This window comes from Nonomuraea bangladeshensis, from assembly GCF_039529455.1.
Taxonomy (GTDB): Bacteria; Actinomycetota; Actinomycetes; order Streptosporangiales; family Streptosporangiaceae; genus Nonomuraea; species Nonomuraea bangladeshensis.
Window position 1 is genome coordinate 779893 of the sequence record NZ_BAAAMV010000001.1, and the last position, 14715, is coordinate 794607.

Below are 14715 nucleotides of genomic sequence, written 5' to 3' on the forward strand. Positions count from 1 at the left end.
CCAGGGCGCGCTTTCCTCTTGAGGGGGACCGTCATGTGGAACGCAACAACCTCTCGACCCACCGCCGCCCAAGGCGGCGGCCGTGCCCGGGGGCACAGCCGGACGGCCAGTCCGACAGCAGGCGCGAGCGCGGCCTGTGGCCGCCCCGCCGCCGCCGAGCCGGTTCCGCTCACGTGCGCCGTCCCGTCCGTATCGTCCGCGCTGACGTCTACAGACTCATCATCGACCTTCTCGCGCGGGCCGTGGGGCGGCTTCTGCCTTGTGGGACTCGTGGGGTCGGTGGGGACGGATCCACACCGAACGGGTTCCTTATCCGGCCGGCTCCCAGTCCACGAGCGTCAGGTCCGCGTCCACGCGCCTGAACACCCCGCGCACCCGCTCCCCGCCCCGGGGCTCCCGCCCTCCCCGCCAGTTCCCGTGCACCAGGCAGCCGGGCACCGCCGCGAGGCCCACCATGACGACCACGTACGGCGTCGCGAGCCCCGGCACGAACGGCTGACGGCTGACGATCCAGCTCTCCACCCGGCCCTCGGGCGGCACCGCCCGCCACTGCCACTCCTCGCTCCGGCACACCGGGCAGAACGCCCGCGCGGGGAAGCGGTCCGTGCCGCAGCCCGCGCACCGCTGGACCGCGAACTCGCCCCGGGCCAATCGCTCCCACCACTCGCGCGAGTCCCGGTCCGGCTCGGGCCGGTGGACGGTCATCACGCCCTCCTGAGGATCAGCGCCGACGTGGCCGGGAGGATGTATCCCGGTTGCGCCGTGGACAGCGCCACCTCCGCGCCCCGCACCTGCCGGTCCCCCGCCTCCCCCCGGAGCTGGGACACCGCCTCGGCGATGTGGTTGACGCCATGCACGTAGCCCTCGGACAGGAAGCCGCCGTGCGTGTTGACCGGCAGGGGGCCGTCGAGCGCGGTGGCCCCGGAGGCGACGTACGGTCCGCCCTCCCCCTTGGGACAGAACCCGTAGTCCTCCAGTTGGACGATCACCGAGTACGTGAAGCAGTCGTAGACCTCGGCCACGTCCACGTCCTCGGGCCCGAGGCCGGCCTGGGCGTACAGGCGCGGGGCCAGCCCGGCGGCGGCCGTGACCGTCGGGTCGCCTCCCGACAGGTGGGACTGGCCGCCGCCCCAGGCCGCCGCGGAGATCAGCACCGGCGGGCGGCGCAGCTCGCGGGCGCGTTCGGCGGTGGTGACCACCACGGCGCAGGCGCCGTCGGTCTCCAGGCAGCAGTCCAGCAGCCGGAACGGCTCGGCGATCCACCGGCTGGTGAGGTAGTCGTCCAGGGTGATGGGCGTGCGCATGAGGGCGCGGGGGTTCTTGGCGGCGTTGGCGCGCTGGGTGACCGCGAGCGTCCCGAAGTGCTCGGCGGTGGTGCCGTACCTGAGCATGTGGGCGCGGGCGTACATGGCGTACTGCTGGGGCGGGGCGACGTAGCCGTACGGGGCCTGGTACTGCACTTCGGGGCTGACCGGAAGGGCGCGCCCGGTGCCGCCCATGCGGAACTCGGAGCGGGCGTTGATGGCCCGGTAGCAGACGACGGTCTCGGCCATCCCTGTCGCGACCGCCAGCGCGGCCTGGCCGACGACGGCGTGCGAGACGCTGCCCCCGCCGAACTGGTCGAGGTGCCAGGACAGGTCGGCGAGGCCGAGCGCGGGGCCGACCAGGGTCGGCGGGGCCGAGTCGCCGACGCGGTGGGTGGCGAGGCCGTCCACGTCGTCCGCGGTGAGCCCGGCGTCGGCGAGGGCGGCCAGCACCGCGCGGCAGGCCAGGGTCAGCGTGCTGACCCCGGAGTTCTTGGTGAAGGGGGTGTATCCGACGCCGGCGATCGCCGTAGCGTTCCGGAATTCAAGCAAGCGCTTGGCCACAACCAGCACGGTAGGCCGGACGTTTCACGCATGTCAACGCGGGCTCCCGCGCGTCCGGCCGGGCAACTTGACACCTTTTCCGGCTTCCCCCTACCGTCCAAGCAAGCGCTTGGTATAGTAGGGCGCAGCCGGTGGACTAGGAGGCGGACCCCCATGAGCACACACGCTGCCCGGCTCGTCGCGCCGGAGAGCTGTCGCGGCCTTCCGACGCCACCTCAGCGCAGGATTCGCAACGGAGCCACCATGCCGACGGGACCGACCCCCGCGAACGGCCACCTCGACAGCCGCCGCTTCCGGCAGGTCCTCGGCCGCTTCGCCACCGGCGTGGTGGCGATCACCGCGCTCGACCCCCGCGACGGGCAACCCTGCGGCCTGGCCGCCAACTCCTTCACCTCGGTCTCGCTCGACCCGCCGCTCGTCGCCTTCTGCGTGGCCCACACCAGCACGAGCTGGCCACGGGTGCGCGGCGCCCGCGTCGTCACCGTGAACGTCCTCGCCGAGCACCAGCGGGAGGTGTGCGCGCAGCTGGCGTCGCGCGGCGGCGACAAGTTCGCCGGGCTGGAGTGGACCGGCTCACCCGGCGGCAACCCGGTGCTGGAGGGCGCGCTCGCCTGGCTCGACTGCGTGGTCGAGGCCGAGCACCCGGCCGGCGACCACACCATCGTGGTGGCCAGGGTGCTGCAGCTCGACACGCACGCCGACGGCGGCCCGCTGGTGTTCTTCCAGGGCGGCTACGGCGGCTTCCGTTGATCCCTGGGGAGACCCCCGGCTTCCGCGAGCAGGCGCGGGCCTGGCTGGAGGAGGCGCTCCGCGGCGAGTTCGCCGCGGCCCGCGGCCTCGGCGGCCCCGGCCGCGAGCACGAGGGCCACGACCTGCGCCTGGCATGGGAGCGGCACCTCGGCGCGCACGGCTGGACCTGCCTCGGCTGGCCCGGACGGTACGGCGGCCGCGCCGCCTCCCTCGCCGACCAGATGGCCTTCCACGAGGAGTACGCGCGGGCCGACGCCCCCGCCAGGGTCGGCCACATCGGTGAGACCCTGGTCGGCCCCACCGTCCTGGAGTTCGGCAGCGAGGAGCAGAAGGAGCGCTTCCTGCCCCCGATCCGCCGGGGCGAGGAGCTGTGGTGCCAGGGCTACTCCGAGCCGGACGCCGGCTCCGATCTCGCCGCCGTCCGGACCAGCGCCCGGCTGGAGGGCGGCGACTGGGTGGTCACCGGGCAGAAGGTGTGGACGTCGCTCGCGCACGTCGCCGACTGGTGCTTCGTCCTGTGCCGCACCGAGCCGGGGTCGCGGCGGCATCACGGGCTGTCGTACCTGCTGGTCCCGATGCGCGGGCCGGGCGTCACGGTCCGGCCGATCACCCAGCTCACCGGGACGTCGGAGTTCAACGAGGTGTTCTTCGACGGCGCGCGCACCGCGGCGGGGAACGTGCTGGGCGCGCCCGGCGACGGCTGGCGGGTCGCGATGGCCACCCTGCGGCACGAGCGCGGCGCGTCCACGCTCGGCCAGCAGCTCGGCTTCCGCCGCGAGCTGGCCGCGGTCGTCGAGACCGCCCGCCGGACCGGCGCCGCCGGCGACCCGGTCCTGCGCGACCGGCTGGTACGGGCCTGGCTGGAGCTGGAGGTCATGCGGCTCAACGCGCTGCGCATGCTGGGCCCTGACCCGGGGCCCGAGGCGTCGATCGCCAAGCTGTACTGGTCGGAGTGGCACCGGCGGCTCGGCGAGCTGGCCCAGGCCGTCCAGGGGAAGGCGGGACTGGTGAAGGCCGGGCCGGTGGGCGAGCTGAACGAGCTCCAGCGGCTCTACCTGTTCAGCCGGGCCGACACGATCTACGCCGGCTCCAGCGAGATCCAGCGCAACATCATCGCCGAGCGCACCCTGGGGCTCCCCCGCTGATTGGAGAACCGATGCTCCCGCCGCCCCCCAAGGCACACGGACTGCTCGACGGCAAGGTGACGCTGGTGACGGCCGCCGCGGGCGCGGGCATCGGCTACGCGACCGCGCGCCGCTGCGCCGAGGAGGGCGCCACGATCGTCCTGTCCGACCGGCACGAGCGCCGCCTCGCCGCCGCCGCCGACGCGCTGACCGACCTCACCGGCGTCAGGCCGCTCGCCGTGCCGTGCGACGTGACGTCCGAGCCGCAGGTGCTGGCGCTGTTCGACGCGGTGGCCGAGGCGCACGGCCGGCTCGACGTGGTGGTCAACAACGCCGGGCTCGGCGGCACGGCGCAGCTGGCCGGGATGACCGACGAGCAGTGGCACGCGGTCCTCGACGTCACGCTCAACGGCACCATGCGCTGCACCAGGGCCGCCCTGCGGCAGATGTACGCCCAGGGCTCCGGCGTCATCGTCAACAACGCCTCCGTGGTCGGCTGGCGGGCGCAGCGCGGCCAGGCGCACTACGCCGCGGCCAAGGCCGGGGTGATGGCGCTCACCCGGTGCGTGGCGCTGGAGGCGGCCGAGCACGGGGTTCGGGTCAACGCCGTGGCGCCGTCGCTGGCGGTGCACCCGTTCCTGGCCAAGGTCACCGGCGAGGAGCTGCTGGCGGAGCTGGCGGCACGGGAGGCGTTCGGGCGGTCGGCGGAGCCGTGGGAGGTGGCCAACGTGATCGTCTTCCTGGCCAGCGACTACTCCTCGTACATGACGGGCGAGGTCGTGTCGGTGTCGTCGCAGCATCCCTGAGCCCGGGGTAGGCGGCGAGGGGCTCGCGGGGTTACCGTCCGTGGCATGGGCTCACGCACCACCTTCCTGCTCGACGTCCTCATGACCGAGTTCGGCGACTCGATCGCCCGCGATCCGGCCGCCTTCCGCCGCAAGTTCCGCAAGATGGCGGCCTCGCCGTTCGCCTTCTACCGGGGCAGCGCGTGCCTGTTCTACGCGGACATGACCGGTCCGTACGCCGACGACGCCTATCTCGACGAGCCGACCGGGCGCGTCTGGATCCACGGCGACCTGCACGCCGAGAACTTCGGCACGTACATGAACGCCTCCGGCGAGCTGGTGTTCAACGTCAACGACTTCGACGAGGCGTACGTGGGGCCGTACGTCTGGGACCTCAAGCGCTTCGCGGCCAGCGTGGCGCTGCTCGGCTACGCCAAGGCGCTGTCGGACGAGGCGATCGGCGGGCTGGTGGCCGACTTCGCGGGCGCGTACGTGGAGGAGCTGACCGCGATCGCGGCGGGCGGCGACGACGCGATCGGCTCGCTCACCCTGGGCACCACCACGGGCGTGCTGCACCGGGTGCTCCAGACCGCCCGGCTCAGCACGCGGGTGGCGCTGCTGGACGTGGAGACCGTGATCGACGACTACGACCGCCGCTTCGCGCTCATGGACGGGCGCGAGCCGGTGGACGGGGACACGCGGGAGGCGGTGCTGGCCGCGTTCGCCGGTTACCTGACGACGCTGCCCGGCCACGACGCATCGGCCGAGCGGGCGGTCGAGCACGTGGTCAAGGACGTGGCGCTGCGCAAGGGCGTGGGCATCGGGTCGGCGGGGCTGCCGTCGTACAACCTGCTGCTGGAGGGGCGTTCGCAGGCGCTGGAGAACGACGTGATCCTCTACATGAAGCAGGCGGCGGCGCCGGCGGTGGCCAGGCACGTCGCCGACGAGAAGGTGGCGTCGTACTTCCTGCACCAGGGGCACCGCACGGCCGAGTCGCAGCGGGCGCTGCAGGCGTACGCCGATCCGTGGCTCGGTTACACCACGCTGTACGGGATCGGGCAGCTCGTCGCCGAGGTGTCGCCGTACTCGGCGGACCTGGACTGGGACGACGTCAACGAGCCGGGCGAGCTGCGCTCGATCATGCGCGACCTGGGGCGCGCGGTGGCGCGCATGCACTCGGTGGCCGACGACGAGTCCAGCCACGACCTGGTCGACTTCTCGACGGAGGAGGCGATCGTGGCGGTGATCGGCGAGGACAGGGCGGGGTTCACGGCGATGCTCGTGGAGTTCGCCCACCGGTACGGCGCCCAGGCCCGCGGCGACCACCAGCGGTTCGTGGACGTGTTCCGCAACGGCCTCCTGCCCGGGGTGTGAACCGACCGGCCGGTATGGCATGCTCCGGAACATGACTCTGTTCTCGGTGGAAGGCAAGACGGTCGTGGTGACCGGCGGCTCGCGGGGCATCGGCCGGATGATCGCGGCGGGGTTCGTGGCGGCGGGCGCGAACGTCTACATCTCGGCGCGCAAGACGGCCGAGGTCGAGAAGACGGCCGCCGAACTGGGCTGCCGGGCCGTGCCCGCCGACCTGTCCACGGCCGAGGGGCGCGAGAGCCTCGCCGCGGCCGTGGACGGGCCGCTGCACGTGCTGATCAACAACGCTGGCGCGACCTGGGGCGCGCCGCTGGAGGAATATCCCGAGTCCGCCTTCGACAAGCTCTGGAACATCAACGTCAAGGGCGTGTTCGCGCTGACCCAGCGGTTCCTGCCGCAGCTCAGGCAGGCCGCAGGGCCTGACGACCCGGCCCGGGTGATCAACGTGGGCTCGGTGGACGGCATCCGGGTGCCGGTGCTGCCGACGTACGCCTACTCCTCCACCAAGTCGGCGGTGCACATGCTCACCCGGCATCTGGCCCGGCACCTGGCGAAGGAGCACATCACGGTCAACGCCATCGCGCCGGGGCCGTTCGAGTCGAAGATGATGGCCTTCGCCCTCGACGACCCCGGCACCCGGGAGTCCATCGAGACCAGTGTGCCGCTCGGGCGCATCGGCCGGCCCGACGACATGGCGGGCACGGCGATCTTCCTGGCCTCGCGGGCGGGGGCGTATCTGACGGGGACGGTCATCCCGGTGGACGGCGGGATCACCGCCTGACTGCACCGCCTGACCACACCGCCTGACTACAGCAGCTCGACCAGGGCCTTGGCGAACGCCTGCGGAGCGCCGGGGTCGTGGCGCAGGAACAGGTAGGGCTCGGTCAGCTCCAGCTCGATGACCGCGGGCTCGCCGCCGGGCAGCCGGACCAGGTCCACGCGGGCGTACAGCAGCGGGCCCTGCACCGTGGCGAGCACCCGCTCGGCCAGCTCGACCTGGTCTGCGGCGGGCGTGCGGGCCTCGGCCAGCGAGGCGTCGGCGGCGCCGCCCGCCAGCATCGGGTTGCGGCGCACGGCGTGGCTGAGGCGGCGGTTGAAGTAGAGCAGCGAGGTCTCGCCCTCGGTCTCCACCATGTCGAGGTAGGGCTGCACCATCGGCGTGCGCCCGTCGGCCTCCAGCGCGGCGGCCAAGGCGACGGCCTCGCCGCGGTCGCGGGTGCGTACGGTGTCGCGGGCGCCCGCCGAGATCGCGGGCTTGACGACGTATTCGGGCCAGTGCGGCAGGTCCTCGGACGACCAGTGCGTGGGCACCGACGGCAGGTCGCGCAGGTAGGTCTTGTCGGTGTTGGCGGCGATCACGGCGGCCGGGTTGAGCAGCCGGCTGACCGACTCCACGTGGCGGGCCCAGGCCAGGAACTCCGCGCGCCGGGGCACGTAGTCCCACACCGAGCGGACGACGACCGCGTCGTAGGCGCTCCAGTCGGCGGCGGGGTCGTCCCAGCGCTCGGCGCGGCCCTCGACGCCGGCCGCGCGCCAGGCCGCGAGGACCAGGTCGAGCTCGTCGTCGCTGTCCAGGCCGTCAAAAGTGGCATACGCACAGATAGTCACCCAGAGATGCTAATACGGCACGAGCCAGGCCGTTTCCGGCCTGGCTCGTGCGTGACGGGGTGAGCGCCGACTACCAGTCGACGACGTCGTCGACGTAGGCGCCGCTGCGGTGGGCCGTCGTCACGGCGTTGCCGTTGACGGCGTTGACGCTGGTGGCGCTCGCGCCGGCGACGTTGCGGTTGCCCACGTTGCCGAAGTTGTTGCCGGACTGGGAGGCGTTGGTGTTCCTGCTGGCGTTGCCGGCGTTGGTGTCGGCGTGGGCGGGGGCCGACAGGAAGGCGGCACCCGCCGCGGCCGCCACGAGGACACCGGTCACGCAGAGCTTCTTCATCGGGTGGAGGTCCTTTCGATCAGTCGAAGACGTAGGTGACGACGATGCCGCCGTGCGCGGCCGTCGAGGCGATGCCGTTGACGTTGTTGACGTTCGTCGAGGCGCCCTGGCCGCGGTTGGCCGTGGCGACGTCGCCGAAGGTGTTGCCGGACTGGGAGGAGTCACTGTTGGCGCTGCCGTTCCTGACCCAGGACCAGCCGCCGGGCCAGACGTCGGCGTGCGCGGGGACAGCCGCGGTGAGAGCAAGGAAAGCGCCGCCGGCGACCGCTGTCACCACTGCCGCGGCGGCGCACCATCTTCGGATCAACTCGGCTCCTTCACCGTTGGGGGAAGCGTTCTCCTGGCGACCCTATAACTCACAGTTGCCGAAGAGTAGCTGAAAGTAGTCAGAATTTTGTTCGGGGCAGACGGGTCACTGACATGGGCTGTCAGTGACCCGGCCCTACCGTCGCCTGCCATGACGATCTACGAACTGCGGCGCTACACCCTGCGCCCCGGGCGGCGCGACGCCCTCATCGAGCTGTTCGAGCGGGAGTTCGTCGAGCCGCAGGAGGCCGCCGGCATGCGCGTGTCCGGCACCTTCCGCGACCCGGACGCGCCCGACACCTTCACCTGGCTGCGCGGCTTTCCCGACATGACGGCGAGGAGGACGGCGCTGGAGACCTTCTACTCGGGGCCGGTGTGGCTCGCCCACCGGGAGGAGGCCAACGCCACGATGCTCGACTCCGACGACGTGCTGCTGCTGCGGGCGCTCACCGAGCCCGCGCCGGGGTCACGGCCGCCGGTGGGGGCCGTCGCGCCGCCTCCGGCCGCGTACGTCGCCACGATCTACCCCGTGGACGGCGACCTCGCCGCGCATTTCGCCACCGTGGTCGCGCCCGCGCTGACGGAGGCCGGGGCGCCGCCGGTCGCGTCGTTCGTCACCGAGCACGCCGAGAACACCTTCCCCCGGCTGCCGGTGCGGAGCGGGGAGAACGTCCTGGTGTGGCTCGCCCGGTGGGAGCGGGACGCGGACGTGCCGGACCTCGCGGCCGTGGACCTGCCGCTGGTGGAGTCGCGGCTGACGGCGGCGCCCCAGCGGCTCCGGCTGCGCCCCACGGCACGCTCCGCCATGCGCTGATCATCCTCGCGGGGACCGATCACGCCGGCGTGCGCGGCGCAGCAGCCCCCAGATGACGGCGGGTTGCGCGAGGCCCGTGAGGAGCAGGGTCGCCCACGCCAGGTACGGGACCAGCCACCACAGCTCGTCGGGCACCGCGCCGAAGGCGGCCAGCTCACTCCAGAGGATGCTCAGGGGAAGGCTGACCAGCGCCAGCGGCCACAGCACGACGCTGTCCTTGCCCATGAGCAGGCCGGCGAGGGAGACCGCCCCGGCCGCCACGATGACGGCCGCGTAGATCGTGACGGCGATGTCAGCGGCGCTGAAACGCGGATGTCGCATCATGAGCGCTCCCCCTCGGCCTCGTTCTCCGCGAGGTTACGCCAGAGGGGGATCTCGCCGCCGCCGTCCACCCGTACCTCGGCGCCCGTCACGTAGCCGGGGGCGGCGAGCCACAGGCACGCCTCCGCCACGTCGGCGGGGGTGGCGAGGCGGCCGGCCGGGATCGCCGCCCCCAGACCCTGGTCACCGCCCTGGTCGCCGTAGTGGCCGGTGGCGGCGGCCTCGGTCGCGGCCAGGCCCACCACGACCGTGTTGACCCGCACCTCGGGCGCCCACTCGGCGGCCAGGCAGCGGGCCAGGTGGTGCAGGCCCGCCTTGGCGGCGCCGTAGGCGGAGGTGCCGGGCGAGGGGCGGGTGCCGCTCGCGCTGCCGATCATCACCACGGCCCCGCGCGTGGCCGCCAGCAGGGGCCGGGCGTACTGCGCGACCAGGAGGGGGGCCGTCAGGTTGAGTTCGATGACCCGGGCGTGCAGGCGCGGCGAGGTGCCCGCGAGCGGCGCGTACGGCGATCCGCCCGCGTTGTTGACCACCACGTCGAGCCGCCCGAACCCGGCCATCAGCCGCTCGACGTCCTCCGGCGCGCGCACGTCGGCGGGGACGAACCGGAACTCCGCCCGCTCGGGCGGGTGGCGGGCGCACACGGTGACGTCGGCGCCGGCCCGCGCGAAGGCCCGCGCGACGCCGAGGCCGATGCCCTTGGTGCCGCCGGTCACCAGGACGGACCTGCCGGTGTAGTCGTAAGTGACGGTCACGGGTGCTACCGTACCAAGCAAGCGTTAGGTGCAACCAGGAGGTGGGGCGGCGGGATGGGGATAACGCTGCGGGCCGGGCCGGTCGCCGAGGTCGTCATGGACGTCCCCCCGGTGAACGCGCTGACCGTACGAGCCTGGGAGGAGCTGGCCACGACCCTGCGGGCGGCCGGGGACGACCCCGCGACCCGGGTGGTCGTGCTGCGCGCCGAGGGACGCGGCTTCAACGCCGGGGTGGACATCAAGGAGCTGCGGGACTCCCCCGGCCACGAGGCGCTGGTCGCCGTCAACCGGGCCTGCTACGCCGCCTTCGCCGCCGTCTACGAGTGCGCGGTCCCGGTGATCGCCGCCGTTCACGGGCACTGCCTGGGCGGCGGGGTCGGCCTGGCCGGCAACGCCGACGTCGTGGTGGCCGCCGAGGACGCCTACTTCGGGCTGCCCGAGGTGGACAGGGGCGCGCTCGGCGCGGCCACCCACCTCGCCCGGCTGGTGCCGCAGCACCTGATGCGGGCCATGGTCTACACGTGCAGGAACGTCACGGCGGCCGAGCTGCACGCGTTCGGCTCGGTGCTGGAGGTCGCGCCGCGCGACAAGCTGCGCGAGGCGGCGCTGGAGGTGGCGGGGCAGATCGCGGCCAAGGACCCGTACGTCGTCCGCCGCGCCAAGGAGTCGCTCAACGGCATCGACCCGGTGGACGTCCGGCGCAGCTACCGCTTCGAGCAGGGGTTCACCTTCGAGCTCAACCTGATGGGCGCGGGCGAGCGGCACAGGGAGCGGTTCCGGTGACCCGCCCGAAGGCGACCGGGACGCAGGGGACCGGGACGAAGGTGATGACCGCCGAGCAGGTCGCGGCCGGGCTGGAGAGCGGCATGACCGTCGGCATCGGCGGCTGGGGGTCGCGGCGCAAGCCGATGGCCCTGGTGGCCGCCGTGCTGCGCTCCCCCGTCCGTGACCTCACCGTCGTCTCGTACGGCGGGCCCGACGTCGGCATGCTGTGCGCGGCCGGGAAGGTGCGCCGGGTGGTGGCCCCGTTCGTCACGCTCGACTCCATTCCCCTGGAGCCGCACTTCCGCCGCGCCCGGCAGGCCGGGGAGATCGAGTTCACCGAGTACGACGAGGGCATGTTCATGTTCGGCCTGCTGGCGGCGGCGCACCGGCTGCCGTTCCTGCCGACGCGGGCGGGTCTCGGCTCGGACGTGCTGCGGGTCAATCCCGAGCTGCGGACGGTGTACTCGCCGTACGGGGACGGGGAGGAGCTGGTCGCGGTGCCCGCGCTCACCCTGGACGTGGCGCTGGTGCACCTCAACCGGGCCGACGCCCGGGGCAACGCCCAGTATCTCGGGCCCGACCCCTACTTCGACGACCTCTACGCCAAGGCGGCGGCCCGCTGCTACGTCTCCTGCGAGCGCCTGGTCGACACCGCCGACCTGCTGAAGGAGGGGCCGGTGCAGTCGCTGCTGATCAGCAGGTCCATGGTGACCGGCGTGGTGGAGGCGCCCGGCGGGGCCGGGTTCACCGCGTGCGAGCCGGACTACGGGCGCGACGAGGAGCGGCAGCGGCGCTACGTGGAGACGGCGCTACATGGAGACAGGGCGTGATGACGAGCAGGGCTGACGTGTGCGTGCTGGCCTGCGCGGAGGCGTTCCGCGGCGACGGCGAGATCCTCGCGGCCGGGATCGGCGGGGCGGTCACGGTGCTGGCGGCGCGGCTGGCGCGGCTGACGTTCGAGCCCGATCTGCTCACCCACGACGGCGTCTGCCTGCTCACCGGCGACGTGCCCGCCCTGGGGCGGCCTCCGGAGGTCGTGGAGGGGTGGCTGCCGTTCCGCGACCACCTGTGGCTGGTGCTGAACGGCCGCCGGCACGTCATGCTCGGCGCGAGCCAGATCGACCGGCACGGCAACACCAACATCTCCTGCATCGGCGACTGGGCCCGGCCGAAGGCGCAGCTCCTCGGCGTGCGCGGCGCGCCCGGCAACACCCGGTGCGACCCGACGAGCTACTGGATCCCCCGGCACACGCCGCGCGTGTTCGTGCCGCGGGTGGACGTGGTGAGCGGGCTCGGCACCGACCGGGGCGCGTACGACCTGCGCCGCGTGGTGACGAACCTCGCCGTGCTCGACTTCGCCACCCCGGACGGGTCGATGCGGCTGGCGTCGGTGCACCCGGGGGTGAGCGTGGCCGACGTGGTGGCCGCGACCGGCTTCGAGCTGACCGTGCCCGCCGAGGTGCCGGTGACGCGGGAGCCGACCGCCGCGGAGCTGGACGTGCTCGACCGGCTCGACCCCGGCCGGGCCCGCGAGCGCGAGGTCGCGGCGTGAGGACCGCGCTGACCGCCCTGGTGGGCTGCCGGCATCCGATCGTGCAGACCGGCATGGGGTACGTCGCGGGCGCCCGGCTCGCGGCGGCCGCCTCGCGGGCCGGCGCGCTGGGCGTCATCGGCGCGGCCACCCTGTCGGTCGAGGAGATGACCGCGGCCATCCGCCGCGTCAAGGAGCGTACGGACCAGCCGTTCGGCGTCAACCTGCGCTCCGACGCCGACGACGCGGCCGAGCGGGTCGAGGTGCTGGTGCGCGAGGGCGTGCGGGTGGCCTCCTTCGCGCAGGCGCCCCGGCGGGACCTGATCGCCCGGCTCAAGGACGCGGGCGTGGTCACGATCCCGTCGGTGGGCGCGCGCCGGCACGCCGAGAAGGTGGCCGCGTGGGGCGTGGACGCCGTCATCGTGCAGGGCGGCGAGGGCGGCGGCCACACGGGACCGCTCGCCACCACCCTGCTGCTGCCCCAGGTGGTGGACGCGGTGGACATCCCGGTGATCGCGGCGGGCGGCTTCTTCGACGGGCGCGGCCTGGTGGCGGCGCTGGCGTACGGGGCCTGCGGCGTCGCCATGGGCACCCGTTTCCTGCTGACCGCCGACTCGCCGGTGCCGGACGAGGTGAAGAAGGTCTATCTGGCCGCCCGCGAGACCGTGGTGACCACCAAGGTGGACGGGGTGCCGCACCGGGTGCTCGCCACGCCGTTCGTGGCCGGGCTGGAACGCCTGCGCCTGGCCCGCGCGGTGCTGAACGGGGCCCGGTTCAAGCGGCTGTCGGGCCTGTCCTGGGCGGCGATGCTGCGCGAGGGCCGCCGGATGCGCCGCGGCAGGGAGCTGACCTGGGCGCAGGTGCTGCAGGCGGCCAACACGCCGATGTTGCTGCGCGCGGCCATGGTGGAGGGCAGGGCGGACCTCGGGGTGATGGCGTCGGGGCAGGTCGTGGGCGTCATCGACGACCTGCCGACGTGTCAGGAGCTGGTGGAGCGGATCATGGCCGAGGCGGCGGAGGCGCTAGGCCGTCTGGGACGTTCTTGAGCGCCTCACGGCGGCTCAGGCCCGACAGGCCCTTGGCGCGGACGTAGCGGACGACCTCGGCCGGGTTGGTCTTGGCGTATTCGCGTAACGCCCAGCCGATCGCCTTGCGGGCGAAGAAGTCGTTGTCCGACAGGCTGGGCTCGATGCAGGCGTACAGCAGGGCGGTGTCGGTGCGGGCCCTGAAGCGGTTCTGGCAGAGGATCGCGGTGCGGCGCTTCCACAGGTCGGCGTCGTGCGCCCACTCCAGCATGAGGGGGCGCATCGAGTCGGGATAGGCGGCGAGCAGGGCGCCGACGCGGTGGGTGGCCAGCTCGTCCACGAGGTCCCACCAGGCGCCGGTGACGATCATCTCCTCGTACATCGGGACGGTGTAGAGGGTCTGGAAGCGCCGGTAGTAGTGGTGACCGGACAGGTCCACGGCGGCGTAGCGCTCCTCGCGGTATTCCGCCTCGCGCCACAGCGCGAGCACCGCGCGCCGCCACTCGGGGGCGCTGTCGATGCGGTGCTCGGCGAAGACGCGCCGGAGCGTGGCCCGCCGCGGCACCGCCTGCACGCCGAGGAACGGCATGGGCGACTTCATGTAGGCCCGCATCGTCTCCGCCTTGTCCGGCTCGGCCGCCTCCTGGAGGGCCAGCCGGACCGCTTTGCCGAGGCTCATCCCTGGGGCTGGGTCGTCCGCTCGCCGGTGGCGAGGCCGTCGAACAACACCGTGATGTAGTGCTCGGCCAGGCCGTTGGTGTTGAGCCTGCCTCCCGGGCGGAACCAGCGGACGGCCACCCAGATGGTGTCGCGGATCATCCGGTAGGTGAGCTTGGGGTCGACGTCGGCGCGGAACTGCCCGGCGGCCTGGCCGGCCTTGATCTGGGTGACCCAGATCTGCTCGACCTCGTCCTCGGCCTTGACGAGGTAGTTGAAGCGCTCGAACTGGCGCAGGTAGTTCCAGTCGTTCTGCATGACGGTGATGGCGGCCCGGTGGGGCTCCAGGGTGCCGAAGCCGATGCGGACCATCTCCGACAGCACCGTGCGCGGGTCGGCGGTGGTGTCGACGGCGGCGCGGTAGCGGGCGATGAGGTCGTCGAGGAAGGTGGAGAGCACCTCGTCGACGATCGTCTCCTTGGAGTCGAAGTGGTGGTAGAGACTTCCGGAGAGGATGCCGGCCTCGTCGGCGATCTCGCGTACGGTCGTGGCCTGGAAGCCCTTGCGCGCGAAGAGCTCCGCGGCGAGCTTGACGAGGTGGTCGCGGCGCTCGGAGGCCGAGCCTGATGCGGCCCGCTGGCGCTTCGCCGATGTGGTGGTGGTGCCGGAGTTCTTTCGCGTGGTCACGTCACCATTATGAGCCCTCG

Annotated in this window: 19 protein-coding genes; 10 read left to right on the forward strand and 9 right to left on the reverse strand. The window is 73.1% G+C overall.

Annotated elements, in window-relative coordinates; all coding sequences use genetic code 11:
• Positions 1-309: 309 nt before the first annotated feature.
• Entirely contained in the window at positions 310-705 is a 396-nt protein-coding gene (locus tag ABD292_RS03370) for a Zn-ribbon domain-containing OB-fold protein (protein WP_344205094.1), read from the reverse strand.
• On the reverse strand, positions 705-1868 hold the full coding sequence (locus tag ABD292_RS03375; RefSeq protein WP_344205095.1) for a thiolase C-terminal domain-containing protein: 1164 nt from the start codon (positions 1866-1868) through the stop codon (positions 705-707). The genes ABD292_RS03370 and ABD292_RS03375 overlap by 1 nt, the downstream gene beginning before the upstream one ends.
• A 243-nt stretch (positions 1869-2111) precedes the next feature.
• Here ABD292_RS03375 and ABD292_RS03380 point away from each other — a divergent pair, with 243 nt between their 5' ends.
• The 5 genes from ABD292_RS03380 to ABD292_RS03400 are packed head-to-tail and all read left to right on the forward strand — an operon-like array spanning position 2112 to position 6679.
• The gene (locus tag ABD292_RS03380) at positions 2112-2618 is read left to right on the forward strand and encodes a flavin reductase family protein (protein WP_344205096.1); all 507 of its coding nucleotides are present in this window, start codon (positions 2112-2114) and stop codon (positions 2616-2618) included.
• Positions 2615-3763, forward strand: coding sequence for an acyl-CoA dehydrogenase family protein (locus tag ABD292_RS03385; protein WP_344205098.1), 1149 nt, complete (start codon positions 2615-2617; stop codon positions 3761-3763). The genes ABD292_RS03380 and ABD292_RS03385 overlap by 4 nt, the downstream gene beginning before the upstream one ends.
• Before the next feature lie 11 nt (positions 3764-3774).
• The gene (locus ABD292_RS03390) at positions 3775-4548 is read left to right on the forward strand and encodes an SDR family oxidoreductase (RefSeq protein ID WP_344205100.1); all 774 of its coding nucleotides are present in this window, start codon (positions 3775-3777) and stop codon (positions 4546-4548) included.
• Between the two features lie 45 nt (positions 4549-4593).
• Positions 4594-5901 (forward strand): DUF2252 domain-containing protein, encoded by a 1308-nt coding sequence (locus ABD292_RS03395; RefSeq protein ID WP_344205101.1) that lies wholly within the window; start codon positions 4594-4596, stop codon positions 5899-5901.
• Positions 5902-5932: 31 nt separating this feature from the next.
• A complete protein-coding gene (locus ABD292_RS03400; RefSeq protein WP_344205102.1) occupies positions 5933-6679 on the forward strand; it encodes an SDR family oxidoreductase in 747 nt (248 codons plus the stop codon).
• A gap of 26 nt (positions 6680-6705) precedes the next feature.
• Here ABD292_RS03400 and ABD292_RS03405 read toward each other — a convergent pair whose 3' ends face one another.
• From ABD292_RS03405 to ABD292_RS03415, 3 genes are all read right to left on the reverse strand, one after another.
• Positions 6706-7506 (reverse strand): ATP-grasp domain-containing protein, encoded by an 801-nt coding sequence (locus ABD292_RS03405; RefSeq protein WP_344205103.1) that lies wholly within the window; start codon positions 7504-7506, stop codon positions 6706-6708.
• Positions 7507-7576: 70 nt separating this feature from the next.
• Positions 7577-7837 (reverse strand): hypothetical protein, encoded by a 261-nt coding sequence (locus ABD292_RS03410; protein WP_344205104.1) that lies wholly within the window; start codon positions 7835-7837, stop codon positions 7577-7579.
• Between the two features lie 19 nt (positions 7838-7856).
• Complete coding sequence (locus ABD292_RS03415; RefSeq protein ID WP_344205105.1) at positions 7857-8144, reverse strand: hypothetical protein; 288 nt, start codon at positions 8142-8144, stop codon at positions 7857-7859.
• Positions 8145-8294: 150 nt separating this feature from the next.
• Between ABD292_RS03415 and ABD292_RS03420 the strand changes: the two genes are divergently transcribed.
• Positions 8295-8957 carry an NIPSNAP family protein gene (locus ABD292_RS03420; RefSeq protein ID WP_344205107.1) on the forward strand — a complete coding sequence of 221 codons (663 nt, stop codon included), beginning with the start codon at positions 8295-8297 and terminating at the stop codon, positions 8955-8957.
• On the opposite strand, the gene ABD292_RS03425 is transcribed toward ABD292_RS03420, so the two are convergent.
• Both ABD292_RS03425 and ABD292_RS03430 read right to left on the reverse strand, forming a co-directional pair.
• On the reverse strand, positions 8958-9281 hold the full coding sequence (locus ABD292_RS03425; RefSeq protein ID WP_344205109.1) for a hypothetical protein: 324 nt from the start codon (positions 9279-9281) through the stop codon (positions 8958-8960). It abuts the gene before it with no gap.
• Positions 9278-10030 (reverse strand): SDR family oxidoreductase, encoded by a 753-nt coding sequence (locus tag ABD292_RS03430; RefSeq protein ID WP_344205111.1) that lies wholly within the window; start codon positions 10028-10030, stop codon positions 9278-9280. The genes ABD292_RS03425 and ABD292_RS03430 overlap by 4 nt, the downstream gene beginning before the upstream one ends.
• Before the next feature lie 54 nt (positions 10031-10084).
• On the opposite strand from ABD292_RS03430, the gene ABD292_RS03435 reads away from it, so the two are divergent.
• From ABD292_RS03435 to ABD292_RS03450, 4 genes are read left to right on the forward strand one after another with little or no spacing between them, the layout of a single operon-like run.
• Positions 10085-10813: an enoyl-CoA hydratase family protein gene (locus tag ABD292_RS03435; RefSeq protein WP_329583358.1), complete on the forward strand. Its 729-nt coding sequence runs from the start codon at positions 10085-10087 to the stop codon at positions 10811-10813.
• 44 nt (positions 10814-10857) lie between these two features.
• Positions 10858-11625 carry a CoA transferase subunit A gene (locus tag ABD292_RS03440; protein ID WP_329592613.1) on the forward strand — a complete coding sequence of 256 codons (768 nt, stop codon included), beginning with the start codon at positions 10858-10860 and terminating at the stop codon, positions 11623-11625.
• Entirely contained in the window at positions 11625-12347 is a 723-nt protein-coding gene (locus ABD292_RS03445; RefSeq protein WP_344205113.1) for a CoA-transferase subunit beta, read from the forward strand. Before ABD292_RS03440 ends, ABD292_RS03445 begins: the two co-directional genes overlap by 1 nt.
• The gene (locus ABD292_RS03450) at positions 12344-13372 is read left to right on the forward strand and encodes an NAD(P)H-dependent flavin oxidoreductase (RefSeq protein WP_344205115.1); all 1029 of its coding nucleotides are present in this window, start codon (positions 12344-12346) and stop codon (positions 13370-13372) included. The genes ABD292_RS03445 and ABD292_RS03450 overlap by 4 nt, the downstream gene beginning before the upstream one ends.
• On the opposite strand, the gene ABD292_RS03455 is transcribed toward ABD292_RS03450, so the two are convergent.
• The gene (locus ABD292_RS03455) at positions 13326-14030 is read right to left on the reverse strand and encodes a DNA alkylation repair protein (RefSeq protein ID WP_344205117.1); all 705 of its coding nucleotides are present in this window, start codon (positions 14028-14030) and stop codon (positions 13326-13328) included. The genes ABD292_RS03450 and ABD292_RS03455 overlap by 47 nt on opposite strands.
• Complete coding sequence (locus tag ABD292_RS03460; protein ID WP_344205119.1) at positions 14027-14695, reverse strand: TetR/AcrR family transcriptional regulator; 669 nt, start codon at positions 14693-14695, stop codon at positions 14027-14029. Before ABD292_RS03460 ends, ABD292_RS03455 begins: the two co-directional genes overlap by 4 nt.
• Positions 14696-14715: the final 20 nt, after the last annotated feature.

Excerpts from the sequence above, each read along its gene's own strand:
- ABD292_RS03380 (WP_344205096.1), top strand. The coding sequence starts at position 2,112 with ATGCCGACGGGACCGACCCCCGCGAACGGCCACCTCGACAGCCGCCGC.
- ABD292_RS03410 (WP_344205104.1), bottom strand. The coding sequence starts at position 7,837 with ATGAAGAAGCTCTGCGTGACCGGTGTCCTCGTGGCGGCCGCGGCGGGT.
- ABD292_RS03400 (WP_344205102.1), top strand. The coding sequence starts at position 5,933 with ATGACTCTGTTCTCGGTGGAAGGCAAGACGGTCGTGGTGACCGGCGGC.
- ABD292_RS03420 (WP_344205107.1), top strand. The coding sequence starts at position 8,295 with ATGACGATCTACGAACTGCGGCGCTACACCCTGCGCCCCGGGCGGCGC.
- ABD292_RS03440 (WP_329592613.1), top strand. The coding sequence starts at position 10,858 with ATGACCGCCGAGCAGGTCGCGGCCGGGCTGGAGAGCGGCATGACCGTC.
- ABD292_RS03390 (WP_344205100.1), top strand. The coding sequence starts at position 3,775 with ATGCTCCCGCCGCCCCCCAAGGCACACGGACTGCTCGACGGCAAGGTG.
- ABD292_RS03435 (WP_329583358.1), top strand. The coding sequence starts at position 10,085 with ATGGGGATAACGCTGCGGGCCGGGCCGGTCGCCGAGGTCGTCATGGAC.
- ABD292_RS03370 (WP_344205094.1), bottom strand. The coding sequence starts at position 705 with ATGACCGTCCACCGGCCCGAGCCGGACCGGGACTCGCGCGAGTGGTGG.
- ABD292_RS03445 (WP_344205113.1), top strand. The coding sequence starts at position 11,625 with ATGACGAGCAGGGCTGACGTGTGCGTGCTGGCCTGCGCGGAGGCGTTC.
- ABD292_RS03425 (WP_344205109.1), bottom strand. The coding sequence starts at position 9,281 with ATGATGCGACATCCGCGTTTCAGCGCCGCTGACATCGCCGTCACGATC.
- ABD292_RS03395 (WP_344205101.1), top strand. The coding sequence starts at position 4,594 with ATGGGCTCACGCACCACCTTCCTGCTCGACGTCCTCATGACCGAGTTC.
- ABD292_RS03455 (WP_344205117.1), bottom strand. The coding sequence starts at position 14,030 with ATGAGCCTCGGCAAAGCGGTCCGGCTGGCCCTCCAGGAGGCGGCCGAG.